The organism is Snodgrassella sp. W8158 (assembly GCF_016100435.1).
GTDB classification, from domain to species: Bacteria; Pseudomonadota; Gammaproteobacteria; order Burkholderiales; family Neisseriaceae; genus Snodgrassella; species Snodgrassella alvi.
This window is the reverse complement of the sequence record NZ_JACFSM010000002.1, coordinates 16,806-40,532: the sequence shown is the minus strand read 5'-3', so window position 1 is coordinate 40,532 and position 23,727 is coordinate 16,806. Positions and strand designations below refer to the sequence as shown.

The following is a 23,727-nucleotide window of genomic DNA, read 5'->3' as shown; positions in this document are numbered from 1 at the left end:
TAATCCTATTCAGATAATTACTAATGTTGTAGCTACAGCTAAGGTGTTTTAAAAGGTATTTTTAGATAAACGAGTCTTTTGCAGGATAAATCAGATGGTTTTATTTTTACTTCCCTGATGGAAAATCTGATTTATAAAGGTTGTTATATTGCAATTTCCTAACATACGACACTTTCGATTACCTTCACCAGTGTCAATATATAATACTTTTTATAAACCGCTTTTAGTCTGAAAGGAAGATTTGAAATTCTGTATTGTATTTTTCATAATAATCTGAAAATTTTTCCTTATCATGCAGATTATTGTAAAGATACTCGCGACCAAACAGTGCATAATGTATATCCTCATAAGCCCATATATTTTTTTCCCATTCGCGCAGTATAAATAACTGTTTTTTTTCTTCTTCCGATAACAGGTTTAATTTTTTGATTAACACAGTTTCCTTTAAACGCGAAGTCATAGTATAATTGTATATATATTTACTATTTATTTCTTTGTCGAAGTATAAATTTTCTCTAAAAAAATCATCTTCTAATACCTGTTTAGCATAAAGTGCTAAACAATAACGATGTGGTCTTTTCCAGTCTTCAGGCTTATCTAACTGCATCACCATTTTTTCAGCTTTTTTAAACCATTCTTTTTGATCAGCACCAGAAGCTAAGCCCTTAAAGTAAAAAGATTTATAAGATTCCCACGTATCTTTTCTATAAATAACTATGCTTAAATCAATATTTATTCCAAATACACGAGAATAGGAAATTTTTGCAGCAAAATAATCATTTTTAGCAAGACATAAGCCTCTATATAATATATTTTCTTTTTCTATCATAGGATGAAATAATATTTAGTAGTTTATCTAAATTAGCTTATTTTATTAATTTTTTCAACTTTATGGTATCTGTATTTTAATATTTTCCAGACTATATCTACTTTATCAAATTTTTATTAACGATTTTTTACTTAGTTTTAGTATTTTACAAATTTGGGAGTCAGAACTAAATTAACAAAATCAACTAGTGCACACAATAATAACTATATCTGATATTCTGAATATGGTGATTATCCTTCCCATCTAACTCAATATTTATATGTAGTTGTGTACAATTTCACTGATATATAATAACAGTCATTATCATATCGGTTTTTAAATAACTCCTAAACAACTTCAGTCAATTTTTCAGATAGGATTTTAGTGAATTTATTTTTTAGATTTTGATTTTTTCTCATTTATATATTTTTCTATATATTGTTCTATAGGATAAGCAGATACTGTATTAATGACTGCTCCAGTATTTTTATCAACTATAATAGGAGCATTACCTGCTAATATATCAGAAAAATTGCCTGTATCTAAATAGTTTCTAGATTGATAACAAAAATACCAGCCTTCAGAAAATCTTTCTATATGAACAATTTCACAAGAAATATTCATTTTAGATATATGGTTTCTTGCCAATTTTAAAGCTTCGGTAAACTTAATCATTATTTAGTTCTCTTTTCAGTTTATATATAAATCTTCAATAACTACCTCAAATTATCCTTAAGATATCTCACTCAGCAATTATTACAGTTTTTATACCACTAACCTTTTTTCTTCAGAACCATTTTATCCCTTTCTTAATCTGAAGAAATCGATAAAATAAATCTTTTCTATAGGAAAATCAATCTTTAATCAATTGACTTACAAAATCAACCGCAATACATACTCTTTGCTGATAAACCTTTTCTACATAATGCAGTATTAATTCAAGTCAATATTGCCATTTAAAGTTATACCGATATAATAAGTGCTTTTATCGACACACTAACACAAAGCTTAAACAGCAAACCTTTGCAGAGTCAAACTAAGTGGATCAAATTGGATTATTATAACATCCATTTTTTGACGTGCTGTTGAATAACAATAACGTATATTTTAAATTATTGATTGAGTAATTATGTTTAGATTAACTATTAAGTCATGATTTAAAACCAAAAAATTTTAGTCCATAAAAGTTAAAGCTTACACTTCAATAAGTATATTTTTATATTTATCTTTAATATCCAATATGATTTCTAAACAAATAATTCTTCCTTCAAAATCCCCAGTCTCCAAATTAATTTCATAAGCGGCTATTTTTTCTTCAGCAATATCAGTATAAATTACAGAACGTCCTGTTTTATAAGGCTCTTCTAACCAAATATTGTCTAATTTTTTAATAAACATTGATGGAATATAACGACACCCAAATCCCTCATCCTTTTCTAAATCAAAATTCGAAAAAGAAATAAACTTAACATCCTTACATATAACTTTTCCCATTTCTGCGCCTTCATGGTAGACACTTGTTAATTGTAATAATAAATCACAACCATAGTTTACAAACTCTATTGTTCCCAACCCAAAATCATCAATTTGTTGCATATCTTTTAATCCTGTATTTTCTATGAAAAATGTTTATTAAATATCACTAATTTATTATTTTACCATTTCAATTAACTTAATTTTAGAATTTTTTTAAATCATTTCCGGCAATTTTTTTTTCAATTTTTACCCACTTTACTGATGGGTTTGATACTGGTTTTGCTCCATGAATTCAGAACAAATAGATAATCCGGTTTTTAATTCTGACTGTTCGCATCACGTATTTCAATTTCTAGGTTACTTACATATTCAAATTATTAATTATCTGATGATTTAAATATAGATTCAGCTATTTTTCAGGTTTAGGTTTTAATTAACTCTGTTTTATTTACCTTAAAATCTAATGACTCTTGATAACGGAGTATCTGAATATATTTTGAGGAGATTTGAGGATATTATATTAGTAATATTCAATACTAATTTTTTAGTTAATTTTTCAACTAAAAAACTCAATTAATCGATTTTTAATCATTAAGAAACTATTTCACGATCAATATCACCTGTTAAATAAAATTCAGTAAAAGCTCTCCTAACCAGACTAAAATCGTCGACTATCATTGCATTACTCCAATTATCACCAAGCATATCTACCATGATATTGGGGCGAGTCGAATCATCAAAAGTTCTGATTTCATCATCAGGCCCTACACTAACATATGCAAACATCACCATATATTTCTGATTTTGAGAGTAAAGAGTTAATTGATAAGGTTCGAAACTTTTCTGCTTATATTGTTCCAAATAAAGGCATCCTGTGACAGATGCAAATAAATTTAAAGTATCATTAATTTCTGTTAATAAAGGATTATTAATATTAATACCAACCGTTTCATTAGCTTGAATTTTTCTTCTTGTGACTCGGTTAAATAAACCCTTAAAGATGTCTGCTAATGTAGGTTGACTCATATCTATTTTTTCACCGTACAACCTACCTTTAAATTCGAATGAGTTTTTCATTTTTACTATCTCCATCGTTTTGTATATTTCATACATACTTCCTAATATGTTCATATTATCGCATTGATTTTCAGTTTTTATTAGATTAATTTGATACTAAATTTTGAATGTCAATTTATATTAAAATATTTTACTTTTAATGTTATTATAAATGTGCCCAATCCTATTAATTTCCCTCTTTTATTAATCAGAATACTCATTTGCTTTAGTTAATCACTTAAAAAAATCCCGGCTTGAAAACCAGGATTTTTTTATTATTAATTTACTTTCTACAATAGTGTATAAAAAATATTAGTATATCTATTTACCAAAATTCGATATCCATCGTTAATTTACTACCTAAATCAGATATGAAATCTAACGTATTTTTTTTCAAATATATATCTGATCGCTGTTCATTCTTATATACATGGCCATAAATTGTGAATACAAAATCTATATCATTCTCTTCTTTAAATTTTAATAATATATTTAATTTGTTTTCAATCCTATCAATTATCTGACGTACTTGATGATCCAGATCATTTAGTGAATTTATACAATGCTGTAAACACCAGGTGGTTTCTATAGCTGGGCTATATTTGCAATTTTTCATACTTCCCCTGATAGTATATTTTGTAGGCGAAATTTAAAGTAATTTGGTTATACTATCTGGATTAAAATCTGGTCCGCATATGATAAATTCAATAATTACTTCAGTTTGTAACATTTTATAATCCTATCAGTAATACCCATTTAGAATACCATTTTCAGTTCCACCATGCCTGAATATTCATAATTTATGTATATTTATTTACTATTTCAACTATTTCTTTCTAACTACGAATTTATGTACATAATCCCTTTATTTAAATAATTATCTTTTGCATTTTTAGATTTTCCCTAACTTTTATTTTAAACTGGTTCAAGTGATTCAGATATTGCTTTTCGGCAATAAGCATTATTTATTTCAACATTTTCTATTCCGACTATTATCAATAAGCTTTGGCACATCAAAAGTAGCTATATTTCTTTTATCTAAATTTTATTTTTTCCATATACCAGTAATATGCTTTAGCTTATTTTTACTACATAGCTTCTTATTTGCAATTCAAAATACTAAAATAGGCACAGTAATAAAATTTATATCCAAGTCTCTATAAGGAGAAAATTTCGTATGTTTAGTCATATTGGTTTATATAACCATTTTTGTGATTAGCTGAATCTGTTTATCTTATTTCGTTTAGACATCATAATTTTAGAAGATAGATTTATAAAATTATGAGTAATATATATCTAAAAAATATTGCTTTGCTCTGAAAGAAAAAAGCCTAGCTAAATAATTTTTTTAGCAAAACTGGAATTTAAATAAATTTTTGTATATCACTCATGGTAAAAAAATTCCCTGTTTAAGAATAGGGAATTTATATTAGCTTTATTAAATGCTTAATTTTTTTTAAGAATTAAGGACCACTCCATTCAAGTATTTCTTTTAATTCATCGGGAACTAATTTAAATAATTTTTTAATACATTCAATATGTATATTATAGTTTGGTGATATTCTATTATTACAATTTTCAAAATAATATTTAGCCTGATAATTTAAAAAATGCACATCAGATTCATTAAAATCTGAATTCAAAAGTTTTAATGGCAAATTATGTACCAGTTGAGCTTCTAAATAGCAGGATTTATCCAAAGCTTTTCTAAGCATACCATGAGTTTGAAGATTTCTAATATAAGGTAATACCCAATAAAGCATCTCAATATAAATTTCTTTTTTATCCATTATTTTTTCCCTTTTTGGGAATCGTCCAGACATACTTAGTGGGTATTCCTGCCTTGTTAAGTTACTTTTTTAATAGTCTATAAATATTTAAAGAATCAATGTTTTTACTGACTACCTTAGCACATGTTCTTTCACGATAATATTTTCCTTCTTAAAAATTTTCAGTTCCATTAAATAATAATAATTTTCCAGATTCTTTAAATTATAAAAGCCCAGCATAAGCTGAGCTTTTAATTAAACTATATTTTAGCTAAACATTCTGGGAAAATACTCACTAATTTTATCATTATCGAATATTCTATCTTTTGTAAAATCCACCGTATCAGATACGACGATTACCGGCCACAACTCTTTCGGTAAATCTTCGATTGAAGCATAGATTGTTGGAAGATAAGATCTATAATAATCCCCGGTTTTAATTTTTCCTATATAATCAACTAAAAAATAATTTTCCTCATAATCAAGAAATCCATAATATACAAACACCCCCTTTTTTGCAGATAGTCCCTCATCTAAAAGTACCTTCTGCTTAGATAACTTTGCTACTGACTTTTCAACATCTTTCCTTTTTTTTAAATCCGTATAATTATTAGTATATAAATCCAATATTGTTTGTCCATGTTTGTTGTATGAATATTGACTATATTCATCCAGACCTTCATAGATGTGTTCAAAAAAAGGATTTAGTAATGATTTTGCATTATCATTGGATAATAGAGCTTTAGGTAAATCTCCCCAAGATTCATTCACCATTATTGCAATTTTTCCATTTTTATCCATTGCAGGCCAATCATATGTTGATAAACCATCTGCTTTCCAGTTTATATTTAAATCTTCAATAATCATCTGAATTTATCCTTAGGAAATGTCACTCAACAACTATTACGATTTTCATACTACTAGTTTCTTTTCTTCAGAACTATCTCATCCCTTTCTTAATCTGAAGAAATCGATCAAATGAATCTTTTCTATAGCAATATCAATCTTTAAACAATTAATTTACTAAATCACTTGAGTAAATTCTTTTTGCGATCATTCCTTATCATTATAATGCTGTATAAATCCAATTCAATATCGTCTCTTACAACACATATTAAGAAAAATAATATTGTTAACTGATTTTACTTTTAATTATAAAGCCCCAGTTAACCGGTTTTTTTTAGTTATTAAAGCAAATAAAACACGACAATCCCTGATAATTAAACCGCTATAAAAGCGCTCCTTTTATCTTTTGAATATATTGTTAAAATTTTAATAAAAACTAGTGAAAATTAAAAGTCACAACTAGAATTGTGTTTTGGAAATTATTTAGGATAAGTTATGAAAATTACATCTAAAATAAGACTTGAAAATTTAAACCTATTAGTCAAAGAAGCTGGGGGTGTAACGCAACTAGCTAAAAGAGCAGGATATAAACAGTCTAGTTACTTATATCAAATCATTAATCGCACACCTGTTCAAAATGGCAAAGCAAAAAATATCGGATCAAATATGGCTTCAAAATTAGAAGAAGCCATGAATAAACCTAAGGGATGGATGGATCAAGATCACCAAAAAAATTCAAAATCAAATTCTGTGTATCTCGGCACTCTAGAAATCTGGGGCTATTCTAAACCTTCAGGTGACGTTGAAATAGAAGTACCGTTTTATAAGGAAATTAGTTTTTCGGCAAGTAATGATTTTGCAGAATACATCAAAGATTACAATATATATAAACTTTGTTTTGCGCGTTCTATTTTTGCAAAGCACGGCATTAATCCAGAATCCGTTGTGTGCGTTACAGCAAATGGCAATAGTATGTATCCTGTTATTCCAGATAGCAGTACTATCGGGATCAATACAGATGATAAAGATATTCGAGATGGCAAAATATATGCAATAAATCATAATGGATTACTGCGTATAAATATTTTAAAAAGACGCCCAGGAAACAAATTATTGATCCAAAGTTTTAATTCTTCAGAATATAAGGACGAAGAAGTCAATCGGGAAGAAATACATATAATTGGTAGGGTGTTTTGGTGGTCTGTTTTAGCTTAATGCGTAGATCTATTTAAGAATAAATTATAATAAAACTTTCTATCGATATTTATTACAAATAAAATGCCTAGTACACTAAGAGATCGTTTAATAGAATTAATGGCTGAGTGTGGGCTCAGCAAACAAATCGAACTAGCCAATCTTGCTAAGTTTAGTAAAGAATTGGTTAATCAATGGTTTAATGGTAATACAGGCTTGGTAAAAAACCTTTGTTAGAACTGTCAAAAAATACAGCTTTTTCAGCTCAATGGTTAGCAGATGGAACAGGTCCAAAATATAAAACAAATGACACTGATTCATTAGCTCAAAAATCAAGCACATTGGAAACAGTAAATAGCAATTCTACAATCCTGAAATTATATGATAGGAGTGCTTTTTGCGGTCAAGGAACCATAATTCCTAAATTTCCAGTACAGTACTTCTTAGGACAGTTGAGATTCCTAACGATGCTATTATAAAGCTATTGGGCACAACAAATTTACAAAGTGTTTAGCTTATGCCTCCTGACGGGGATTTAATGGAATCTACTATACCCAGACGCTCCATAACATTCATTAAAACTGATATAGATAAATTTCAAGATAACGGAGTTTATCTTATAACATTTGATGGTTATACCTATATTAAAAGACTAGCAAGAGGGAAATCGGGGGTAATCAATGTAATATCTGATAATAAACTTTATTCATATACAGATTTTGATATTGCACCAGATGATTTAGATCGATTAATAATTCACGGTAAATTTTGGAAAGCATTACCTTTAGATTTTTTTGATATATAATTTAAATTAACAGTTTATTTTCATTATTTAAATGATTTCAGCCGTATTAACACAGTATTTTTGCATGTAAATACCGGCAGCTGTTTACCGGTGTTTTTTGTTTGAAGGACATCTAAATCTCTATAGTATACATTCCAAGCAACCATAATAAACTTGGCAGAAAAACTAATTAATTCTAAATGTTACACAGCTGATCAATTTCTAGGTAAACAATAGATTTTACAATTAACTATAATTCACAACTCTAATATTAGGATTTAAAAATGGATAGACGAGATAAAATATTGTATTTAATAAATAATTCATTCAACGGAAGCCAAGTAAAATTTGCAGAGGCAATTAAAAGATCTCCGGCTCAAGTTAATCAATGGGTAACTAATCGCAGGGCTGTTGGCGACGTTTTGGCTTTACATATAGAACGAACTTTAAATCTACCATCAGGTTGGTTAGCTAAAGAAGAAGACAATAAAATCAAAATTAATCAATCAAATGCCTTTCATCTAGGAGCACCCAGATATATATATGACGAATCATGCCCATTGGGGAATGATGAGATTGAAGTTCCTTTTTATACGGATAATATTTTAAGCGCAGGTAACGGATTTGTATCAGATATACAAAATTTTAATAATATGAAAATGCGCTTTTCACGAACAATGTTAAATCAAAAAGGTATTGATCTAAGATGTTTAGTATGTATTGTGGCTGATAATGATAGTATGGAACCAGCTATTCCAGATGGAGCAATTGTTGGAATCAATACGAGTAATACTCAGATTAAAGATGGTAAATTATACGCAATTAATCATGACGGTTTATTATGTATCAAAATCCTAAAAAGACGACCTGGCAACAAAATTCTGATACAAAGTTATAATTTTAACTCATATCCTGATGAAGAGATTGATACAGGAGCAATTACTGTTATTGGAAAAATATTTTGGTGGTCAGTTTTGCTATAACATAAATTTATGTTTTAAATTGCAAGAAAAGAAAAAGAGAGAGATTATTACATTAAATTGCTATTTTATCTAAATAGCCGAAAATCTAGTCATTTATAGTGTGGAGGACATCAAAATTCGCACATATTAAATGGCAATACCTTGATAAATGTTGCCGCCCCAGTTGATTTTTTTCGCCCAGCTCCTTGGCTGCCTGTTGCATGGCTTCATTAATTGCAGCGAATCTTCGGGTCGTTATCTTTCCTATTGATAGGGTACGGATAAATAACCACCGCGCGCCTTGTTGCGTGCTTACTCGCCAGCGGTGTACTTACCCAAGTCACTTTTTTTTCATTCGGCCGCGCGTATTTCGGATCAACTCCCTTTTTCACGCATTCATTAGCTGTACACCCTTTACCGTAATTGATGAAACACTGTTCCTTACTTCTTTTCTCCTCAATAACGGTAAAATCCTGCTTAGAGATTTCAATGGCTCGCTTAACGACCTTAACCAGATTGGCATCAACGTCGCGTAAATTGTTCAGAGAACGACTGCCTAATTTGTACATATCAAACCTTTCATAAATAAAAAAGCAGTCATAACGGCTGCTGTGTATTGACTATTTACATTTATTAATGTATTATTAAATTTATTTCCCCTTTAATACGTTTAAAGCCCTCAATTACTCCTCCGTGTTGAGGGTATTTTTTTGCCATAAAAAAAGCTGCCTACTGGCAGCTTATTCAATTCCCAAAAATTCACTTAGTCCATTTAATATCAAGCTTGCGCTTATTCTCGGCACAATCTTTTAAATACATATTCATTAAAACCTGATACGGTAATCCGGTTTCATCAGCCATATTTTTGAAATAGGTAATACTATCTTCATCAATCCGAATAGTGATTGCTTTCTTTAGCTGTCCTGAATACGGATTGCGATTTGCTTGACTAAAGAGGCTGTAACAGCGTTAAGCCCTATGCCGGCAATCACCTCCCAGTATTGGGGATTCTGATTAGGGTTGTTGGTGTTCTTATCTGCAACTGAGATAAATACCTTCGTACCATCATCAGCCAGCAATATCGCACCTTTCTGATACCCGCCAAAAGCATCGCAATAGGCTTTATCAAAATAGAACAGATTACCTTTCTGCATATGTACAATAGTGGCAGATAAGGCGTTAAGAATGCCGTTAAAGTCCATACCTTTTGGAGGCAGGCCGCCCGATTCTACCGGCTGCATGGTTACGTTCGGAAAACCGTCGCTCCATGTTGCATCCTCCGGATCTTGTCCGGGCTGCCGTGTGTTCTGAATATTGTTTTTACTGCCGTTAGCCGCAAATGCCTGCGGGATTAATACTGGATTTTTACTCATGCGAATCTTCCTTGGTTAAATGGTTGAAAACCTGTTCCGGAAAAACCAAAAATCCTCGCTGGCGGGGATTCGCGATAATCAATTAAGACGCCGGACGGGCGCGGTAATAATTGCAGGTTATAGATAATATGCCTTTCAAATTTATTGGGCGTGAATTCAAAAAAATACCGCCCTTTCATGTGGCCGGTAATTAAAAAATACACGCGCTTTTCTGGAAATATCATGCGCAGGTATTTATTAATATTCGGGGCCGTTGCATGAAGAATATTGGCCGCTGCCTTAATCATAATAAGCAAGCGGAAATGCTCATCCGATAATTTATAAGCAGCAAATCGAGCCCCAGACGCACTAAACGGCCGGTTATTAAACGGCGTAAAAGCTTGTGGGCTGGTTTTAAATCCGAATGTATCGATATCATCAGGCGGAATACTGATATTGCGATTCACGCCCACAATCCGCCCCCAGATATCCAGCCCGAAACTCTGTGCAGTTTTCACATTGAAAGCCAGCCGGTAAAAATCATCAATTGATCTGGCAGGGTCTATGCATTCATTCAAGCTTTCAATCAGATTGCAGATAACCGGACTGTTTGCATACTGTGACATCAAAGTGTCTTGAATATTTTTCATGATATTTTAATCTGATAAATTGAGGCTGTCGGGTATTCATCCACGCCGATTTCGAGCATGTCTGCCCATTTTTTACCGTTCTTACTCACCCGCAGCGATACAATACTTAAATGAGGAATAGCTGCAGCAACCGGACAGATAAATTTAGAAGCAATAACCGGCTGTCCGATTGCCGCTTTTGCGGGTCCGGTTGTAAAACCGGTAATAATGGCCGCTTTTACAGCCTCGCTATCCTGATATGACAGCAAATCAGGATCATCAACCATAACCTGAAAAAAAACCGGCACAAAAGCCGGTCGTAAAAACTTTACAGTGTATGTCGGCGGTCTGACGGGAAAATTTTCTGTATCTGCTATCACGCATTCTGTATTGCCATTAAAAGAACAGCCCGAACCGGCTTTGTTCAAAATGGTACGGGCAATGGTTTCATCATCTCCGCCCACTACAGAAACCAGAATACTGTTACGGATGACCGGATAATTGGTAGTACCAACCTGTATAGTCTCATCTGTCGGGTTGTCGATAACATACACATCTTTAACATCGGCTAAATCAGCCACTGCACCATAAGTTGAGGCATTGGTATTTTTGCTGTTAATCGCTACCGATGCCCGCCGGCGTTTTTCAAAATCCAGACGGCTTTCTTCCTCGACCCCGGCAATGGCAGCATATGGGTTGGTTACCCGATCTAAGCCGGTAATTGCTTTAGGGATACCGGTTATCGTATCGGGTACGGCATTGATATTGCCGGCAGATACGCACTGCGCATGCACGCTTACTTTACCGTCTTGAGTTATGGTTGCTTCGTTAGTTAACTGCCATTTATTACCGTTATCGTCGTTAAATACCGTACCGGCTGGAATAGTTACCCCGGCCAGCCCGTTCAGCACCAGCATTACACTGGAATGTGTAGCCTGCTTTCGGGTCATAAAATAAATATAACCCAGCCCGTCCTGCCAGATACCCTGCGCATAACGCGGATCGAACTGATTCAGCAGGGTTATCATCTGATTGCGCTCATCGGTAATAATGGCAGCCAGAGAAGTTACTAACTGCCCTTGCGGTGTGTTCATGGCCGTATTCAAGTCCTGCCCGAAAGCATTTCTGAACAGTTCCCATAAGCCACTAATTACTTCATCTGTAGACGGTGCAATAATCCCCTTATCAGTAACCTGTAATTGCGGAATGCTCATAAACCAATTACTCCCGTTTTATGATTGCTGTTGGTAAATTTAATCTGTCCGTGGATAATCCGGTCACCGTCAAGCATTAACTCTGCCTGAGCTGTGACGACTCCGGGGACGCTCAGCGCGGCATCATGAAGATGTTTGCGATATAAAGCCAGTGGATAGCGACCATTGCCAAGAATGCGCGTTAAATACGGTATTCCCTCCTGCTGGTTAAAATACATATCTTCTTTTATGGTACGGCAGGCGCTGGCAATGTCCTGTGCTTGCTGATAGGTACTTTCAGCGACAGCAATATTGCCATTAGCATCAAGCACCAGATCCCATGTATCAGGCATTAAAAATAATGTTTTCATGAATTGGGCTTCCCTGTATTGCCGTTGCCAGTAGTCACACCTTTGTGAGTGTGATTTTGCAGACTGACTGAACCGGCTTTAATATCTCCATCGGCACTGATACCGCCACCACCGGTAAACTGCGCTGTCTGTAAAGCATTGACCGCATAGCTGCCTGTCGTAGTGGTTACCGCTGAAGCTTGCATGTTGATAGATGGTGCCTCCAGCGTGATACTGGTCGGTGAGTGAATCACTATGCCGCTGTCTGAAAAACTAATGTACTGCTGCGGTGTACCGTTTAAAAATCCGCCGATATACAGCCCGTCATTCCAGTCATGCTGGCGGCGACTGCCAGGTGCGGATTCGGCTTTATTGCGCTTAACTGCGGATATGTCGCGTGAGGCAAAAGCACATAAGCCGATATCGCCTACGACCGGATCGCAGATAACCGCATTGCTGCCGCCCTGTAAGCGGAAATACGGAACGCTGAATATTCTGCCGGGTGAATAGACATTGCCGGCACCGTCAAGCATCTGCACCAGCGGCTGTACGTTTACTTCACCCACCGGACTGACGCCGGTACCTGAAACCGTCAGTACTTTGACAAGGGTTACGGTCTGAACCCGCGATATCAGATTGGAAATAACCGCGTTAAATTCTGCTGCTCCGCCCAGTGAATGATTGATATTCAGGTTGTCCAGATTTTCATATTCTGCTGATTGCTGCATCTTTGCTGTCTCTCCATGTTGCGGCTATATCACAAAACCAGTTCCCGTCCGGCTGATTGGATTCAAGGCTTTTATGCATGCCGTATATGCGCCATTCGCCGTTACATACTTCAACCTGACTGTCCTGTATCTTGCAGATACCGCCGAAACGCAATAACGGGTCGTACAGGCATTTAAAAGTCACGCCGCGTATATCGGGTACCGGATAGCTGATCAGTCCTGAGGCGGGCGTAATGACCGGAATTTTGATGTTGCGTGAACCGCCTTTCGGTGTAACCGCAATCAGGTTATTCTCAATGTACATATCAAACTCAAAATCATGTTCAAGCGTTTTAAGCTTATCCAGATTAGAGCCGTTTAAGGTCAAGTTTTTAGTGATTGCAGATACGCCGTTATTCTCAAGCTGATAACCCATACTGTCGCAGATATCTTTGATTGCATCGGCAATATCCACCTCCCCCTCTTTTTCATACGGCGGCTGCGGTTTTTTGTACTCCAGCATGGCCGCCTGAGATTCAATAACCAGACAGACATCGGGAGCCACGGAAAAATCCATTGTCGCAAAAGTAATATTGCCCTCAAATTCGGTAATCAGCTGATCACCCTCTTCTCCGACTTCAATTTTTACTCTGTTCATCAATGCATCAAGCGTATTCCAGTGCACACGGAACAGTTTGGCCATTTTCTCCAGTGCCAGCCCGTAGATTCGTATTTGCGCTACCGGCATTACTGAGCCGTAACCGAACATGATGTTACACATCACACGAAAGCCGGTTGCGCTGATCTGGTTATAGTTACCGGTAAAAACAATCTGCTCACCCTGTTTGTCCTTGTCCCGCAGGGTAACGGTTACTTTTATCTGTTTACGTTTCATCGGTATATACCAAAACAAACCGGCCATTCAGGCCGGTGTAAATTGGGTTATCGTCGCCATGGGTATCTATGAATACAAGATTTTTGGTTATCGGCGTTCCGTTGAGACAGACGCGGTTTTGTACCTGTACGCCGTCTTTGTCGTTTTCTACGCTGGCAAAAAGCTGCCCAAGCCGCGTAAACAACCGGATATGCCAGCGACTGCCGTTAATCACAAAAGATATATTCTGATTAGGATTAGCATCCAGCGGTATGGTTACTGTTGTCATTTAAACCACCCTTTAATAGCGTTTACTGCCCGATATAACAAAGATTCCCCGGGTTTTTCGGGCTGCTTTTCTCCGCCGTCGCTTTCTTTTGCATCATCAGGATTTTTTACCTCTTCGGTATCGTATTGCACTACCACTTCGCGTACTTCTTCTAGATGGAGGTTTACTTTAATCAGTTGTGCACCGTCTGACGCTTCACGCGCGGTGTCGTAACCAACAATACAGGCGTTGGTATAAACATATTCAGGCGTGATGATGTAAAACAGCAGTGTACTGGCTGCCAGTGTTTCAACCTATCCCAGAAACACGCCGCGCATTAAAGTGCCTCCTGAGCCTTTAGTAAGCTGTACAGTGGCTTTATACGGATTGGCGACTTTGTTGTAACAGGCGAATGAGCCTTTTTCTATCGGTGCCTGTGCTATTTTGGCTGAATTACTATACTTAAGAGAGGTAACGTTATCAGCCAGCAGAATGGGTATTCCATACTCGTTAAATACACCCCAGTAATTTCCGAATACGGCATTTATCAATGCTGCCCCGCCCAGACTGATCAGGGCATTAGTACCGGCAACATTCAAGCCTTTAAAGTTTGGTATGTTAGGAATACCTTCAATTGGCAGCATAGTTTACTCCAATAAAAAAGCAGCCCAGGAGGCTGCAATAAAAAAGCCAGCGCATGGCTGGCTTGAATCCGTTAAAATAAAAGAAAAAACACTAATAAATTAATTTTGAAGAAATTTTAATATCAATTCCCATATTTTTATTTGCGTTTGTGCTGAACGTATCTCTTTTTCTGCATTAGTTATTCTATCTTCATGAATTTGTATTTCATTGATCCGATTCGTTTTTTTTAATTCGCTAATCATAATATTAGCCATTTGAATTATATTAAGATAGTTCTTTTCTATCTCTCTCTGAGTTATTACAAGCTTTTTAATCCACAAACAATGATCATCTTTATCACTTTCAAATTTACAAAATAAAAACATTATTATTAATGCTAGAGTATTTTTAGTAATTTCATCATTTGCAAGCCATACAACTATTTCTTCCATCGTAATAATGAAATCTGATACAAACTCAGATGGCAATCCATTCTTTAACAGAAATGATCCCGCTAAGCTAACTGATGCACGTTTATTACCATCTATAAAACAATGATTTTTATTTATTGAAAAGATTAAATGAACTAATTTTGAAGAAAATGTTGGATAATACAAATCGTTTTGAATCAGTGTTAAAGCACTAATTAACAATCCCTCATCACGAAGCCCTAATAATCCTCCGCTTGCCAAAATTATTGCATCATGTTTGGCAATAGCTTCTTCTAATGTAATATACGTAATTGAATTCATTTATCACGCAAACGAATAAATACATTTAATATTTCTGGTTTTTTTAGTAATTCATCAAAGGCTTTATCTGCATCAACCGTTTTCATTCTCAATTGTCTTTCCTCCATAGATTCCTGAAATATCTTATCTGCTTTGGCTGAAATTTTATTACTAATTTCTGCCTCTAATGACCTTATAATACTAAGATTTTTCTCAATATTTTCCATAATTTATTCCTCAAAATTATTTTTATTCTATCATATACTTTAATAAAAGTATGAAAAGCCGGAATAGTACCGGCTTGATTTGTTAGATGGATAATGCCGTATTTAGTGGAACTACATCGGCATGTGATTTCTGGCTAGCTTTCCATAAATCATAATTTACCTGCATATTGAGCCAGAATTGCGGGCTGGTATTCAATAAGATAGATAACCTTACTGCCATATCCGCACTAATTCTGGTTTTCCTGTTAATGATTCTAGAGAGAGCTGCCCGCGTTACTCCTAAATGTTTAGCGGCTGTACTAATGCTGGTCTCCCCTAAATATTCTTTTAATACTTCACCTGCATGGCAAGGATTGTGCATATTCATACACTTAACCTCCTAAAACCCAGATAAACTACTCCGAAGAGTGATTTTGATTGCGTAACAGAATCAAGATTAAAGTTTATATCCCTCAAGCTCTTTGGTTTTGGCTTTTATCAGCTTTATTCTACAGTTGAACCGGTTAATTTTTGTCTGCACCTCCGTATCAGCCGGCTTTTCTGAATTGCATTCATTATCCGCACTCTTAGTCCAACTTTTAAGGTTTGAGCTTAACTGGTCTCTAATTGATTCTGGTATAGCATCCCATGTTGTTTCTAGTGTTTTTATTGAATCATCTGCTTCTTGCTTTAATTTCTGTAGCTTTGCTTCTTTTACGTTGGCATAAACTTGATCCTGCTGTGCTTGAAGTTCTGAAATACGGCTACGCGTCAATTCAGTCTCACAGTTTAAATACTCAATTTGATTCTGCTCCGGCGTAGGATATTGGTTTGACTGGCACTGCTTTTTCTTTTGTTGATTCCATGCAAGCTGTTGAGGCTTTAAATGGTTGCGCACATCAACGTCCATATTTGTCCATAAGGTATTTATCTCGTCATTTGCTGCTGCATTCTCCTGTTTTGCACTTTGTAATGATGCTTGTATATTTTCCTGAGTATCCTCTTGGCTATCTGTATTGGTAACAGTTTGAGCTGCCGGCTCTATTGCGGGCGTACTTGCTGCTGTCTTTTCTTCGCCATAGCATGCTTTCAGAATTACGCTAATTACAACCAAGAAACCAATCGTTGCCAAGATACTTTTTAAACAGCCACCATTTTTAGCTACAGCAGTCGCGCTAGATGATGCAGCCGCAGATGCACTTTGATTAATGATAATCTGCGGCTTTGCCTCAGTTGGTTTTGTTTGAACTGGATCACTATACCCATTATGGGAAGATGTATTACGGGCTTGGTTTAGTAATAAAGCTTTGTGTTCTTCATACTCTTCCTGAGTTATTGCCCCTTTTTCCAGTAATTCATACAAGCGTGTAAGTTCATTTGTTAATGATGGTTTAGACATAAAAAATCCTTATGCAGTATCAAAGTTTTTATCTAAGTTACTACAAATAAATCAAGACGAACAAAACCTTAAATATGCTATACCGAGTAAAACAAATTTCTTCATGTTCCTCTAATTCCAAGCTGGTTAAACATATAGTTTATTTATTTCGATGCTTTTTTGATTTCAGTGCGATAAAAATCATCAAGACATTTAGATACTTGCTTTGTGAAAGGTTTTCCCCATTCAAATATTTCAGTAATTTTGCAATCCCCGTCTTTTTGACATTTAACCTGATAAGTAACAGAACGCTGCTCCATGCCTCTGGTTGCACCTATTGTTACTTTAACTCTACCTTCACTTGGCTCAGAAAACGTTAATTTAGCAAAAGGATTCATGTCTTGCCCTTGCCATAAAACATCATGATCCAGACAAGCTATGTCTCCGCTTATTTCCTGATATTCATTATTTCTTGCATATAGTTTTTTTATATTCTCATCGAGATATTCTAAAAAAAAAAGATTCATCAACATTTTGATAAATATTTAAAGCACTATCTTTTGTTATACCTCCTTTTAATAGAGATGCATTTAAATCATACATCCCCTTTATGTACTGTACTTGAGGACTTTCCGCATTTGCACATGCACCAATAAATAAACCTAATAAGACAAAAAGTATTTTTTTCATTTTTTTCTTTCTGATAAAAAATTTCAAAATATTTATTTAACTAAGTTATGTCATCGATACTCCAAGCTGGTTAAACATATAGTTTTGAGTTTCTTTCATCGCTGCTACAGTATTTCCACTAACAGTATTTGATGAAGTGTTAACATTCATGTTTGGTATATTAACATTAACATATTTTCTATTGTCTGTATGTGTTGCTGCATTACCTCCAGCTAACTGATTGCTTTGGCTAACTCCTTTTGATATTCGATTTGCGTTATACACCATTTCCATATTAGCAGTCTGTTTAAAAAAAGCATCCCGTCTGTCATGTCCGCTCTTGTATTTTGGGTCATCCTGTCGCCAGATAATATAATTATCACCTAATATTTTGTGTCCTTTATCGTATGCGACATTCGGATTATTCAAAAATTCTTTTTTGGTTTTGGAGTACGCAGGGTTATTGGATATTTCAGACAGCATATACTTAACCATTTCATCAAGCGAAGCTTTTGATCTGGTTATTTTCCCGTTTTTATATAAACCCTTTGCTGTTAATTCCGCAATCAGCTTTTTAGCCCGAATTCCCTGCCAAGAAATTAGCCCAACATTTGTTGCGCCATTTTTCGGGTCTGTATGCGAACCAAAAAGAAAATCTGGATTAAATGAATTTTCCCGACCAATCTCAGCAGTCATTATTCTCGCTTGTTGTGCGGATAAACCATGTTCACGAAGAGATGCATAAATTTGCTGAGCATAATTCATATTTCCTTTTACAGGTACACTGGTTGCCGTTTTCTTTTGATTTGGCGTTTCTGATGATTTCATGCGCGCGATAACCGGCGTAATTTTACCTGCTTTGATCGCAGCAAAATAATCATCTCCAGGAGCAGCAGTGTTCCCTCTTTTGTTAGTTTGAATGTAATCTGAAACCCAATATTCACCATTTAATATTGTAACGTGTCCATACGGATGCCCTGCTATGCTTGGTATGGACATAACGTCTCCTTTTTGGGCAATATACTTACCATTGTAGGCAATACTTTGAAATTTTCCTGTTTTAAGTAAATTACCTGCTACATCGCGCCCATATCCCCAGATTTTAATACCCTGTGCTCTTAATGCATTATTAACATATTCAGCACACTTTTCCGCGCTAGCCTTTAAAGCATGGCTGGTGGCGTAATCCGCTGCTGCCTGCGCTGTTTCTGCTGTCTTTTTTGCTTTGGCAGGCGCATTAGCCTCTACAGGTTTCTGAATCCCGTTCTGCTCAAAGTAATCCTTACCGCCATGAAACAGCCGGTACATACTTTCACCGATGAAGCCCGCTACATCTTCTTTCTTTTCACCCATTGCATCAGCAATTATGCCTGTTGCAATATCAGAATAATTGTCAATCATCTGTTTGGCTTGCTTAGCTGCGCCGGTAAAATCGCCGCGTACCAGTTTACCCAGAATTTCAGCATAACCTTTCAGGGTAGGAATGGTGTTATTTTTTACGGCATCAACCAGATTGCCAAATGCAGTACACAGAGTATCAACGGACATTTTGCTGTCTTTAATACCGGCACTGAATGCACCCCAGTCAAACAGAGATTTACCGCCCTTAGCCCAAGTGTCGTAATCGTCGTACAGGAGTACAAAAGCACCTGCCAGAGCAGTTACCGCAGCAATAACCGGATTGATCGCGATTCCAAGCGCACTCATAAGGCGGATTAACGGAGTAAACGGAGCAATAAACGCCAACAATGCACGTCCAGCACTTAGTAAGGTAGGAATCAGCAGCATACCGATTACGATGGCTGCGGTCTGGAATACCGCTTTAACAACCTTTTCATGCCGTTGCAGAAACTCAAAGAAGCTGTTTACTACCTTAATCAGAGTAAGCAATATTGGTGTTAATGCATCACCCACCAACTGCTTCATGCTTTACCAGTGTGCGCTCAATATCGCCTGCTGTTTGGTTAATTCGCGACTACGGACAATGGCTTCCCCGTCTGAGTGATACATTCTTTTCTGAATATCCAGAATTTCCTGTAACTCTTTGCGACCAGAAATTAAGGCGTTGATTGTGCCGTCATCAAAGCCCATTTTTTTACCGATTGTATAAGCCTGTTCTTTTGGCATTTTCTGGAATGAATCAGCCAGATCAAGCATTACATCATCCAGCTTGCGAACCTTACCGGCATTATCAACAACACTGACACCCAAGGCATTGAAATAAGGCAGCATACTGGCGTCACCAAACATAACCAGCCCGTTCATAGCCTGCTTAATGCCGGTTAAAGAGGCTGTCATACCCTGCGCACTGCCACCGAAAGCACCTGCCGCATTCTGCCAGTCTGTAATACTCGCGGTAGCCATGCCTAGCTGACCGGAAAGCTTTGATACTTCCATATTGGCATGCGCAGCATCATTAGCCAGTTTAAACAGTCCTGTAGAGCCTATGATGGCACCAAAAAACTTAGTTAGTTCCTTAGTGACTTTGGCTAATTCCTGTCCCATTTTTGCAATCTGTTCAATTGAACTATGGTATTTCTTAGCCAGTTCTTCATTAGCTTTTCCGGCTTGCTTTGAGGCTTTTTCGGTTTTATCCAGAGACTTTTCTAGTGCCTGATTTTTCTTTTCCGCTTTATCTGCCTGCGCAGCAAATTTAGATGTATCAAGCATCAGCTCGACAAGCATTTGTTCAACTATATTCGTTGTCATACTTATTCACCAACATTTTGTTATGTTCAGAAACCTGATAAACCTCAAGAATATTCAGTACATCCTCAAGCCCCAGCACACTATCAAGCTCAACGTAAGAAGCCAGTCCGGCTGTAATAACCTGGCTGGCTAAAGAAGAGACATTCACTGTTTGCGCAAGTACGCCTTCACGGAAAGGCAATCCCGCCGTTAGTTCATATCTAGGGGATTGCCGTCCGTTAAAAAATCGATGTGCACCAGTAAAGCCTCTTTGCGTAACTCAAACAGTGTTTTTAAATCCTCAATGTCACTTTCTATGTCCAGACTGCGCGCCAGTCCGCCAGAGGGCACTATCTTCACGCAGGTAAGCAGTTCATCCAGCAATTCACCGCCTATCTGCGGGTCTATCTTGCTGATAACACTAATGGCGAGTTTTGCCATTTCCAGCATGCCGCCGTTTGGATTGATACCCGCTGTATCAATGCCACTTCCGGCAAGGGCAAACAGGGCACGCTGCGCCCATTTATCTGCCTGTATAATCGGCATTTCAGTGATCAGAAAAGTTTTACCTTTATCGCGCCCGGTATCTATGTGAATTGTTTTTGTTTTACGTGCCATCAGTTAGTCTCCTCTGCACCATTCAGAACTAATCTGAATGTGTACTGGCTGCCTGCCAGTAATTTCTGACCGGAAGCCCCGCCGGTTAATTTAACCAGTGCACCAGTAGCACTGTAGCGTTTTTTTACAGACGGAATTTCAACCACAATATCAATCGGGCGTGTTTCCATATTGGCATTGAAGTCTTTGCGGATATTCTCCATGTGCTCGATTGACTCGCTGTTTGCTTCTAAATGCAGCGTCCATTCCACTTCATGCGGCGTGTAGCCTATTGACTGTTTACCATCCACACCCATGCGGGTTTCTGAGATATTGGCATCACCAAAGCCCCAGGCGTTATCTGCCTGAAAGCCTTTCATCGTAATATAGTTGTCGTATACACCTGTGCAGCGCAACATAAGTACGGAATTGGCTGATGTAATCGTTAGCGGGTTATGTCCCATTGGCATGATTTAATCCTTTTACTTAATCCATCTGTTTAAAAAGGTCGAGCTGATTAATTGCAGCCAGTTGCATTTCAAGCTGCCGTTTTTCTAATTTGCGCTGATTTAAGGCTTTACCTGCTGCGCTGCCGCGCGCCTCAGATTCAGCCTGCTGCTTTTTTAGCAGTTCCATTTCCTGCAAAATTTTTTCACGATTGGCTATGCCGGTAGTCCAGTACTGCCATAATGCATCGTCACATTCATTCTGATAGCGGATAATGGTTTGCCTTTTATGTGAGGCTACTTTGTCTGGGTTAATGGTCATCAGCCAGCCAAAAAGTTTTCTCAATGGCAGACATAACATTTTGTAGTTTTTACCGTCTTTCCCAGTTGTTATGATCTCCATAACGACTGATTTAAATCTTTGTTTTATCTTTACAAATTGACCATTCCAACTCAATCCCATGCCATCAACAACCATACGCATAGCCACATAAGGCTCACCATCGTGGTTAATAACCATTATTTCTGAACCTAAAAAATTAACGTTTAAATATTCCATGTTTAACTCCGAATGAATAAACAAAAACCCGTACATTTTGTACGGGTTTTCAGGGTGGTTTTAGGGTTGTTCCCTTATTTGAATTCAGTGTTATTGCACAGCGATAGAAGCCAGATTCACAGTATGAACACTGCCGCCGTCTGCATACCAGAGCTTTAACGGCAGTGATTCGCGCTGTCCGCGTACTTGTGCTGAAGCTTTATTTATCAGCAGGCAGTAACCGGCTGTTTCAATCTGTCGCGCTGCATCAAAACCGGCCTCATAATTAATCTGAGATTTCTGTGCTTCGGAAAGGTTTACTCCGCGCTGAATGCCGCCAAAATTCAGCATTTCATTAATCGGGTCTTGTGCAGCAGCGCGGTGAATAGCTATACCCTCCGCGTTATACGGGATAGCTTTATAGCTGATAAGCATATTCATAAACGCCAGTTGCAGTTGAGCGTTGAAATACACCTGATTCAGGTAAGTATCCACCCAGGCAAAATCGCCGCTTACTCTGGTATTTCTGAAAAAGATAAACCGCTCATTCGCTGTTGCCCACGCGCCATAATAGGCGTAGCCGTTGCTTTCCAGTGCTGTGGCATCTTTAAGGGCGGTGACAGAGGCGGCGATACCACTTTGCCGCTTGAATTCCATAGTCGAGCGACCGTTTTTTTCACTAAAGTTGATGGAGGCGGCATAACCGCAAGCCAGTCCTGCCTGTTCCAGTGTGCCGTAAATCGCTGTCGTTCCGGATATGGCATTTTCTTTCAGCCATGAGGCAAAGCAGTTGGTATTATTGGCAATCAGGGCGGTTGGCTCCTGCGCATAATAAACAAACCAGTAACGACTGTTCTGTTTGCTGTTCCACTTAGCCAGTGCTTTCAGAACATCCTGAGTAAATGCATCGCCGATGGTAGTAATAACAGCATAATTCAGGGTATAGCCTGATACACGCTCCATTACAGAATCCGGACTGTCTGCCTTAGTGGCATTATCAGCAATCGCCCCGGTATTTTCAGTCAGGCAGAGGGCTTCTGCTGCTGTTCCGCTGGCAAAGGAAATGGCCGAATTAGCACCGGCAGACGGCGAACTGATAATAAATGCCTGTAACTGCGTATCAAAGACAACATCGTTAGTTAAAGCCTCTTTGATTTTTACCGCAGCATCACTAAAGCTTTTGGCTTTGCTTAAATCGACTATACCAGTGGTTACCGTGCCGTCTATGGTTAGGGTTATTTCCCCTTTGATGGATTGCAGTTCATGCAACTGCAATGATTTAACACTGGCACCAATCAGACGTGCACTAATATCCGTCTGATTGTAACGGGCGATAAACAGGGTTGCGGGCTTGATAGTTGAACCGACATAACCATCAAAATAACACTGAGCAAACTGATACTCTTTACTGTTATAACCGTATACAGTGCCTACATCGGCGGCACTGGCATACTGATTTATCGGGTAAATGCTGCTATCTGACAGTACAACGGTATTTAAGTCCAGCGCATCACCGCCTGTACCGATTACCGCCGGATTGACGGTAACAATATTACTTGCAGGAATTGAAGGTAACATAATA

At 36.8% G+C, this 23,727-nt stretch carries 34 protein-coding genes and 1 pseudogene; 3 read left to right on the top strand and 32 right to left on the bottom strand.

Features of this window, described 5'->3' with window-relative positions:
- Positions 1-223: 223 nt before the first annotated feature.
- From H3V11_RS04725 to H3V11_RS04695, 7 genes are all read right to left on the bottom strand, one after another.
- The gene (locus H3V11_RS04725; protein ID WP_025330095.1) at positions 224-829 is read right to left on the bottom strand and encodes a hypothetical protein; all 606 of its coding nucleotides are present in this window, start codon (positions 827-829) and stop codon (positions 224-226) included.
- A 369-nt stretch (positions 830-1,198) separates the two neighbouring features.
- Positions 1,199-1,483 carry a YrhB domain-containing protein gene (locus H3V11_RS04720; protein ID WP_198223734.1) on the bottom strand — a complete coding sequence of 95 codons (285 nt, stop codon included), beginning with the start codon at positions 1,481-1,483 and terminating at the stop codon, positions 1,199-1,201.
- 519 nt (positions 1,484-2,002) lie between these two features.
- Positions 2,003-2,404, bottom strand: a complete 402-nt coding sequence (locus H3V11_RS04715; RefSeq protein ID WP_025330093.1) for a hypothetical protein — start codon at positions 2,402-2,404, stop codon at positions 2,003-2,005.
- Between the two features lie 471 nt (positions 2,405-2,875).
- Positions 2,876-3,415, bottom strand: a complete 540-nt coding sequence (locus tag H3V11_RS04710) for a hypothetical protein (RefSeq protein ID WP_198223733.1) — start codon at positions 3,413-3,415, stop codon at positions 2,876-2,878.
- 250 nt (positions 3,416-3,665) lie between these two features.
- Entirely contained in the window at positions 3,666-3,989 is a 324-nt protein-coding gene (locus tag H3V11_RS04705; RefSeq protein ID WP_370570177.1) for a DUF4279 domain-containing protein, read from the bottom strand.
- 814 nt (positions 3,990-4,803) lie between these two features.
- The gene (locus H3V11_RS04700) at positions 4,804-5,130 is read right to left on the bottom strand and encodes a hypothetical protein (RefSeq protein WP_198223731.1); all 327 of its coding nucleotides are present in this window, start codon (positions 5,128-5,130) and stop codon (positions 4,804-4,806) included.
- 246 nt (positions 5,131-5,376) lie between these two features.
- On the bottom strand, positions 5,377-5,976 hold the full coding sequence (locus tag H3V11_RS04695) for a hypothetical protein (protein ID WP_038648669.1): 600 nt from the start codon (positions 5,974-5,976) through the stop codon (positions 5,377-5,379).
- Positions 5,977-6,450: 474 nt separating this feature from the next.
- Between H3V11_RS04695 and H3V11_RS04690 the strand changes: the two genes are divergently transcribed.
- The 3 genes from H3V11_RS04690 to H3V11_RS04680 all read left to right on the top strand — a co-directional run bounded on the left by H3V11_RS04690 (position 6,451) and on the right by H3V11_RS04680 (position 8,916).
- The gene (locus H3V11_RS04690; RefSeq protein ID WP_084585048.1) at positions 6,451-7,170 is read left to right on the top strand and encodes a helix-turn-helix transcriptional regulator; all 720 of its coding nucleotides are present in this window, start codon (positions 6,451-6,453) and stop codon (positions 7,168-7,170) included.
- Positions 7,171-7,666: 496 nt separating this feature from the next.
- The gene (locus tag H3V11_RS04685; protein ID WP_198223730.1) at positions 7,667-7,954 is read left to right on the top strand and encodes a S24 family peptidase; all 288 of its coding nucleotides are present in this window, start codon (positions 7,667-7,669) and stop codon (positions 7,952-7,954) included.
- A gap of 263 nt (positions 7,955-8,217) precedes the next feature.
- On the top strand, positions 8,218-8,916 hold the full coding sequence (locus H3V11_RS04680; RefSeq protein WP_198223729.1) for a S24 family peptidase: 699 nt from the start codon (positions 8,218-8,220) through the stop codon (positions 8,914-8,916).
- A gap of 209 nt (positions 8,917-9,125) precedes the next feature.
- Here the strand turns inward: H3V11_RS04680 and H3V11_RS04675 are convergent, their stop codons facing one another.
- The 25 genes and pseudogenes from H3V11_RS04675 to H3V11_RS04565 form a co-directional block, all read right to left on the bottom strand.
- Positions 9,126-9,464 (bottom strand): hypothetical protein, encoded by a 339-nt coding sequence (locus H3V11_RS04675; protein WP_084585045.1) that lies wholly within the window; start codon positions 9,462-9,464, stop codon positions 9,126-9,128.
- 190 nt (positions 9,465-9,654) lie between these two features.
- On the bottom strand, positions 9,655-9,774 hold the full coding sequence (locus tag H3V11_RS04670) for a hypothetical protein (RefSeq protein ID WP_244895804.1): 120 nt from the start codon (positions 9,772-9,774) through the stop codon (positions 9,655-9,657).
- Positions 9,775-9,809: 35 nt separating this feature from the next.
- Positions 9,810-10,268: a hypothetical protein gene (locus tag H3V11_RS04665; protein WP_198223728.1), complete on the bottom strand. Its 459-nt coding sequence runs from the start codon at positions 10,266-10,268 to the stop codon at positions 9,810-9,812.
- The gene (locus tag H3V11_RS04660; protein WP_198223727.1) at positions 10,265-10,897 is read right to left on the bottom strand and encodes a DUF2612 domain-containing protein; all 633 of its coding nucleotides are present in this window, start codon (positions 10,895-10,897) and stop codon (positions 10,265-10,267) included. The genes H3V11_RS04665 and H3V11_RS04660 overlap by 4 nt, the downstream gene beginning before the upstream one ends.
- Complete coding sequence (locus H3V11_RS04655) at positions 10,894-12,090, bottom strand: baseplate J/gp47 family protein (protein ID WP_198223726.1); 1,197 nt, start codon at positions 12,088-12,090, stop codon at positions 10,894-10,896. Before H3V11_RS04655 ends, H3V11_RS04660 begins: the two co-directional genes overlap by 4 nt.
- A complete protein-coding gene (locus tag H3V11_RS04650; RefSeq protein ID WP_174829849.1) occupies positions 12,087-12,440 on the bottom strand; it encodes a hypothetical protein in 354 nt (117 codons plus the stop codon). The genes H3V11_RS04655 and H3V11_RS04650 overlap by 4 nt, the downstream gene beginning before the upstream one ends.
- On the bottom strand, positions 12,437-13,147 hold the full coding sequence (locus H3V11_RS04645) for a phage baseplate protein (RefSeq protein ID WP_198223725.1): 711 nt from the start codon (positions 13,145-13,147) through the stop codon (positions 12,437-12,439). The genes H3V11_RS04650 and H3V11_RS04645 overlap by 4 nt, the downstream gene beginning before the upstream one ends.
- Positions 13,125-14,021 carry a hypothetical protein gene (locus H3V11_RS04640; protein WP_198223724.1) on the bottom strand — a complete coding sequence of 299 codons (897 nt, stop codon included), beginning with the start codon at positions 14,019-14,021 and terminating at the stop codon, positions 13,125-13,127. Before H3V11_RS04640 ends, H3V11_RS04645 begins: the two co-directional genes overlap by 23 nt.
- Positions 14,011-14,289: a hypothetical protein gene (locus H3V11_RS04635; RefSeq protein WP_198223723.1), complete on the bottom strand. Its 279-nt coding sequence runs from the start codon at positions 14,287-14,289 to the stop codon at positions 14,011-14,013. Before H3V11_RS04635 ends, H3V11_RS04640 begins: the two co-directional genes overlap by 11 nt.
- Positions 14,286-14,420, bottom strand: coding sequence for a hypothetical protein (locus tag H3V11_RS11965; RefSeq protein ID WP_255516516.1), 135 nt, complete (start codon positions 14,418-14,420; stop codon positions 14,286-14,288). The genes H3V11_RS04635 and H3V11_RS11965 overlap by 4 nt, the downstream gene beginning before the upstream one ends.
- Positions 14,421-14,573, bottom strand: a pseudogene (locus H3V11_RS12050) (phage baseplate protein); the annotation flags it as partial.
- A 9-nt stretch (positions 14,574-14,582) separates the two neighbouring features.
- Positions 14,583-14,912, bottom strand: coding sequence for a hypothetical protein (locus H3V11_RS11840; RefSeq protein ID WP_232335769.1), 330 nt, complete (start codon positions 14,910-14,912; stop codon positions 14,583-14,585).
- Between the two features lie 99 nt (positions 14,913-15,011).
- A complete protein-coding gene (locus tag H3V11_RS04625) occupies positions 15,012-15,644 on the bottom strand; it encodes a type II toxin-antitoxin system death-on-curing family toxin (RefSeq protein WP_232335768.1) in 633 nt (210 codons plus the stop codon).
- Positions 15,641-15,850: a hypothetical protein gene (locus H3V11_RS04620; protein ID WP_198223722.1), complete on the bottom strand. Its 210-nt coding sequence runs from the start codon at positions 15,848-15,850 to the stop codon at positions 15,641-15,643. The genes H3V11_RS04625 and H3V11_RS04620 overlap by 4 nt, the downstream gene beginning before the upstream one ends.
- Positions 15,851-15,932: 82 nt before the next feature.
- Positions 15,933-16,217, bottom strand: a complete 285-nt coding sequence (locus H3V11_RS04615; RefSeq protein WP_198223721.1) for a HigA family addiction module antitoxin — start codon at positions 16,215-16,217, stop codon at positions 15,933-15,935.
- A gap of 69 nt (positions 16,218-16,286) precedes the next feature.
- A complete protein-coding gene (locus H3V11_RS04610; protein ID WP_198223720.1) occupies positions 16,287-17,228 on the bottom strand; it encodes an SHOCT domain-containing protein in 942 nt (313 codons plus the stop codon).
- Between the two features lie 143 nt (positions 17,229-17,371).
- Entirely contained in the window at positions 17,372-17,740 is a 369-nt protein-coding gene (locus H3V11_RS04605; RefSeq protein ID WP_198223719.1) for a hypothetical protein, read from the bottom strand.
- Positions 17,703-17,897 carry a hypothetical protein gene (locus H3V11_RS04600; RefSeq protein ID WP_198223718.1) on the bottom strand — a complete coding sequence of 65 codons (195 nt, stop codon included), beginning with the start codon at positions 17,895-17,897 and terminating at the stop codon, positions 17,703-17,705. Before H3V11_RS04600 ends, H3V11_RS04605 begins: the two co-directional genes overlap by 38 nt.
- Before the next feature lie 45 nt (positions 17,898-17,942).
- Positions 17,943-19,802 (bottom strand): phage tail tip lysozyme, encoded by a 1,860-nt coding sequence (locus H3V11_RS04595; RefSeq protein WP_198223717.1) that lies wholly within the window; start codon positions 19,800-19,802, stop codon positions 17,943-17,945.
- A 3-nt stretch (positions 19,803-19,805) separates the two neighbouring features.
- On the bottom strand, positions 19,806-20,585 hold the full coding sequence (locus H3V11_RS04590) for a hypothetical protein (protein ID WP_198223716.1): 780 nt from the start codon (positions 20,583-20,585) through the stop codon (positions 19,806-19,808).
- Positions 20,566-20,766 (bottom strand): hypothetical protein, encoded by a 201-nt coding sequence (locus H3V11_RS04585; RefSeq protein WP_025330135.1) that lies wholly within the window; start codon positions 20,764-20,766, stop codon positions 20,566-20,568. Before H3V11_RS04585 ends, H3V11_RS04590 begins: the two co-directional genes overlap by 20 nt.
- A gap of 8 nt (positions 20,767-20,774) precedes the next feature.
- Positions 20,775-21,182, bottom strand: a complete 408-nt coding sequence (locus tag H3V11_RS04580; protein WP_198223715.1) for a hypothetical protein — start codon at positions 21,180-21,182, stop codon at positions 20,775-20,777.
- Complete coding sequence (locus H3V11_RS04575) at positions 21,182-21,631, bottom strand: hypothetical protein (protein WP_198223714.1); 450 nt, start codon at positions 21,629-21,631, stop codon at positions 21,182-21,184. Before H3V11_RS04575 ends, H3V11_RS04580 begins: the two co-directional genes overlap by 1 nt.
- Before the next feature lie 16 nt (positions 21,632-21,647).
- Positions 21,648-22,166, bottom strand: coding sequence for a phage antirepressor N-terminal domain-containing protein (locus H3V11_RS04570; protein ID WP_198223713.1), 519 nt, complete (start codon positions 22,164-22,166; stop codon positions 21,648-21,650).
- A gap of 90 nt (positions 22,167-22,256) precedes the next feature.
- A complete protein-coding gene (locus tag H3V11_RS04565) occupies positions 22,257-23,723 on the bottom strand; it encodes a DUF3383 domain-containing protein (protein ID WP_198223712.1) in 1,467 nt (488 codons plus the stop codon).
- Positions 23,724-23,727 lie beyond the last annotated feature (4 nt).

Coding starts and splice junctions, on each gene's coding strand:
- H3V11_RS04725 (WP_025330095.1), bottom strand. CDS start 829: ATGATAGAAAAAGAAAATATATTATATAGAGGCTTATGTCTTGCTAAA.
- H3V11_RS04720 (WP_198223734.1), bottom strand. CDS start 1,483: ATGATTAAGTTTACCGAAGCTTTAAAATTGGCAAGAAACCATATATCT.
- H3V11_RS04715 (WP_025330093.1), bottom strand. CDS start 2,404: ATGCAACAAATTGATGATTTTGGGTTGGGAACAATAGAGTTTGTAAAC.
- H3V11_RS04710 (WP_198223733.1), bottom strand. CDS start 3,415: ATGAACATATTAGGAAGTATGTATGAAATATACAAAACGATGGAGATA.
- H3V11_RS04700 (WP_198223731.1), bottom strand. CDS start 5,130: ATGGATAAAAAAGAAATTTATATTGAGATGCTTTATTGGGTATTACCT.
- H3V11_RS04695 (WP_038648669.1), bottom strand. CDS start 5,976: ATGATTATTGAAGATTTAAATATAAACTGGAAAGCAGATGGTTTATCA.
- H3V11_RS04690 (WP_084585048.1), top strand. CDS start 6,451: ATGAAAATTACATCTAAAATAAGACTTGAAAATTTAAACCTATTAGTC.
- H3V11_RS04685 (WP_198223730.1), top strand. CDS start 7,667: ATGCCTCCTGACGGGGATTTAATGGAATCTACTATACCCAGACGCTCC.
- H3V11_RS04680 (WP_198223729.1), top strand. CDS start 8,218: ATGGATAGACGAGATAAAATATTGTATTTAATAAATAATTCATTCAAC.
- H3V11_RS04675 (WP_084585045.1), bottom strand. CDS start 9,464: ATGTACAAATTAGGCAGTCGTTCTCTGAACAATTTACGCGACGTTGAT.
- H3V11_RS04665 (WP_198223728.1), bottom strand. CDS start 10,268: ATGAGTAAAAATCCAGTATTAATCCCGCAGGCATTTGCGGCTAACGGC.
- H3V11_RS04660 (WP_198223727.1), bottom strand. CDS start 10,897: ATGAAAAATATTCAAGACACTTTGATGTCACAGTATGCAAACAGTCCG.
- H3V11_RS04655 (WP_198223726.1), bottom strand. CDS start 12,090: ATGAGCATTCCGCAATTACAGGTTACTGATAAGGGGATTATTGCACCG.
- H3V11_RS04650 (WP_174829849.1), bottom strand. CDS start 12,440: ATGAAAACATTATTTTTAATGCCTGATACATGGGATCTGGTGCTTGAT.
- H3V11_RS04645 (WP_198223725.1), bottom strand. CDS start 13,147: ATGCAGCAATCAGCAGAATATGAAAATCTGGACAACCTGAATATCAAT.
- H3V11_RS04640 (WP_198223724.1), bottom strand. CDS start 14,021: ATGAAACGTAAACAGATAAAAGTAACCGTTACCCTGCGGGACAAGGAC.
- H3V11_RS04635 (WP_198223723.1), bottom strand. CDS start 14,289: ATGACAACAGTAACCATACCGCTGGATGCTAATCCTAATCAGAATATA.
- H3V11_RS11840 (WP_232335769.1), bottom strand. CDS start 14,912: ATGCTGCCAATTGAAGGTATTCCTAACATACCAAACTTTAAAGGCTTG.
- H3V11_RS04625 (WP_232335768.1), bottom strand. CDS start 15,644: ATGAATTCAATTACGTATATTACATTAGAAGAAGCTATTGCCAAACAT.
- H3V11_RS04620 (WP_198223722.1), bottom strand. CDS start 15,850: ATGGAAAATATTGAGAAAAATCTTAGTATTATAAGGTCATTAGAGGCA.
- H3V11_RS04615 (WP_198223721.1), bottom strand. CDS start 16,217: ATGAATATGCACAATCCTTGCCATGCAGGTGAAGTATTAAAAGAATAT.
- H3V11_RS04610 (WP_198223720.1), bottom strand. CDS start 17,228: ATGTCTAAACCATCATTAACAAATGAACTTACACGCTTGTATGAATTA.
- H3V11_RS04605 (WP_198223719.1), bottom strand. CDS start 17,740: ATGTTGATGAATCTTTTTTTTTTAGAATATCTCGATGAGAATATAAAA.
- H3V11_RS04600 (WP_198223718.1), bottom strand. CDS start 17,897: ATGAAAAAAATACTTTTTGTCTTATTAGGTTTATTTATTGGTGCATGT.
- H3V11_RS04595 (WP_198223717.1), bottom strand. CDS start 19,802: ATGAAGCAGTTGGTGGGTGATGCATTAACACCAATATTGCTTACTCTG.
- H3V11_RS04590 (WP_198223716.1), bottom strand. CDS start 20,585: ATGACAACGAATATAGTTGAACAAATGCTTGTCGAGCTGATGCTTGAT.
- H3V11_RS04580 (WP_198223715.1), bottom strand. CDS start 21,182: ATGGCACGTAAAACAAAAACAATTCACATAGATACCGGGCGCGATAAA.
- H3V11_RS04575 (WP_198223714.1), bottom strand. CDS start 21,631: ATGCCAATGGGACATAACCCGCTAACGATTACATCAGCCAATTCCGTA.
- H3V11_RS04570 (WP_198223713.1), bottom strand. CDS start 22,166: ATGGAATATTTAAACGTTAATTTTTTAGGTTCAGAAATAATGGTTATT.
- H3V11_RS04565 (WP_198223712.1), bottom strand. CDS start 23,723: ATGTTACCTTCAATTCCTGCAAGTAATATTGTTACCGTCAATCCGGCG.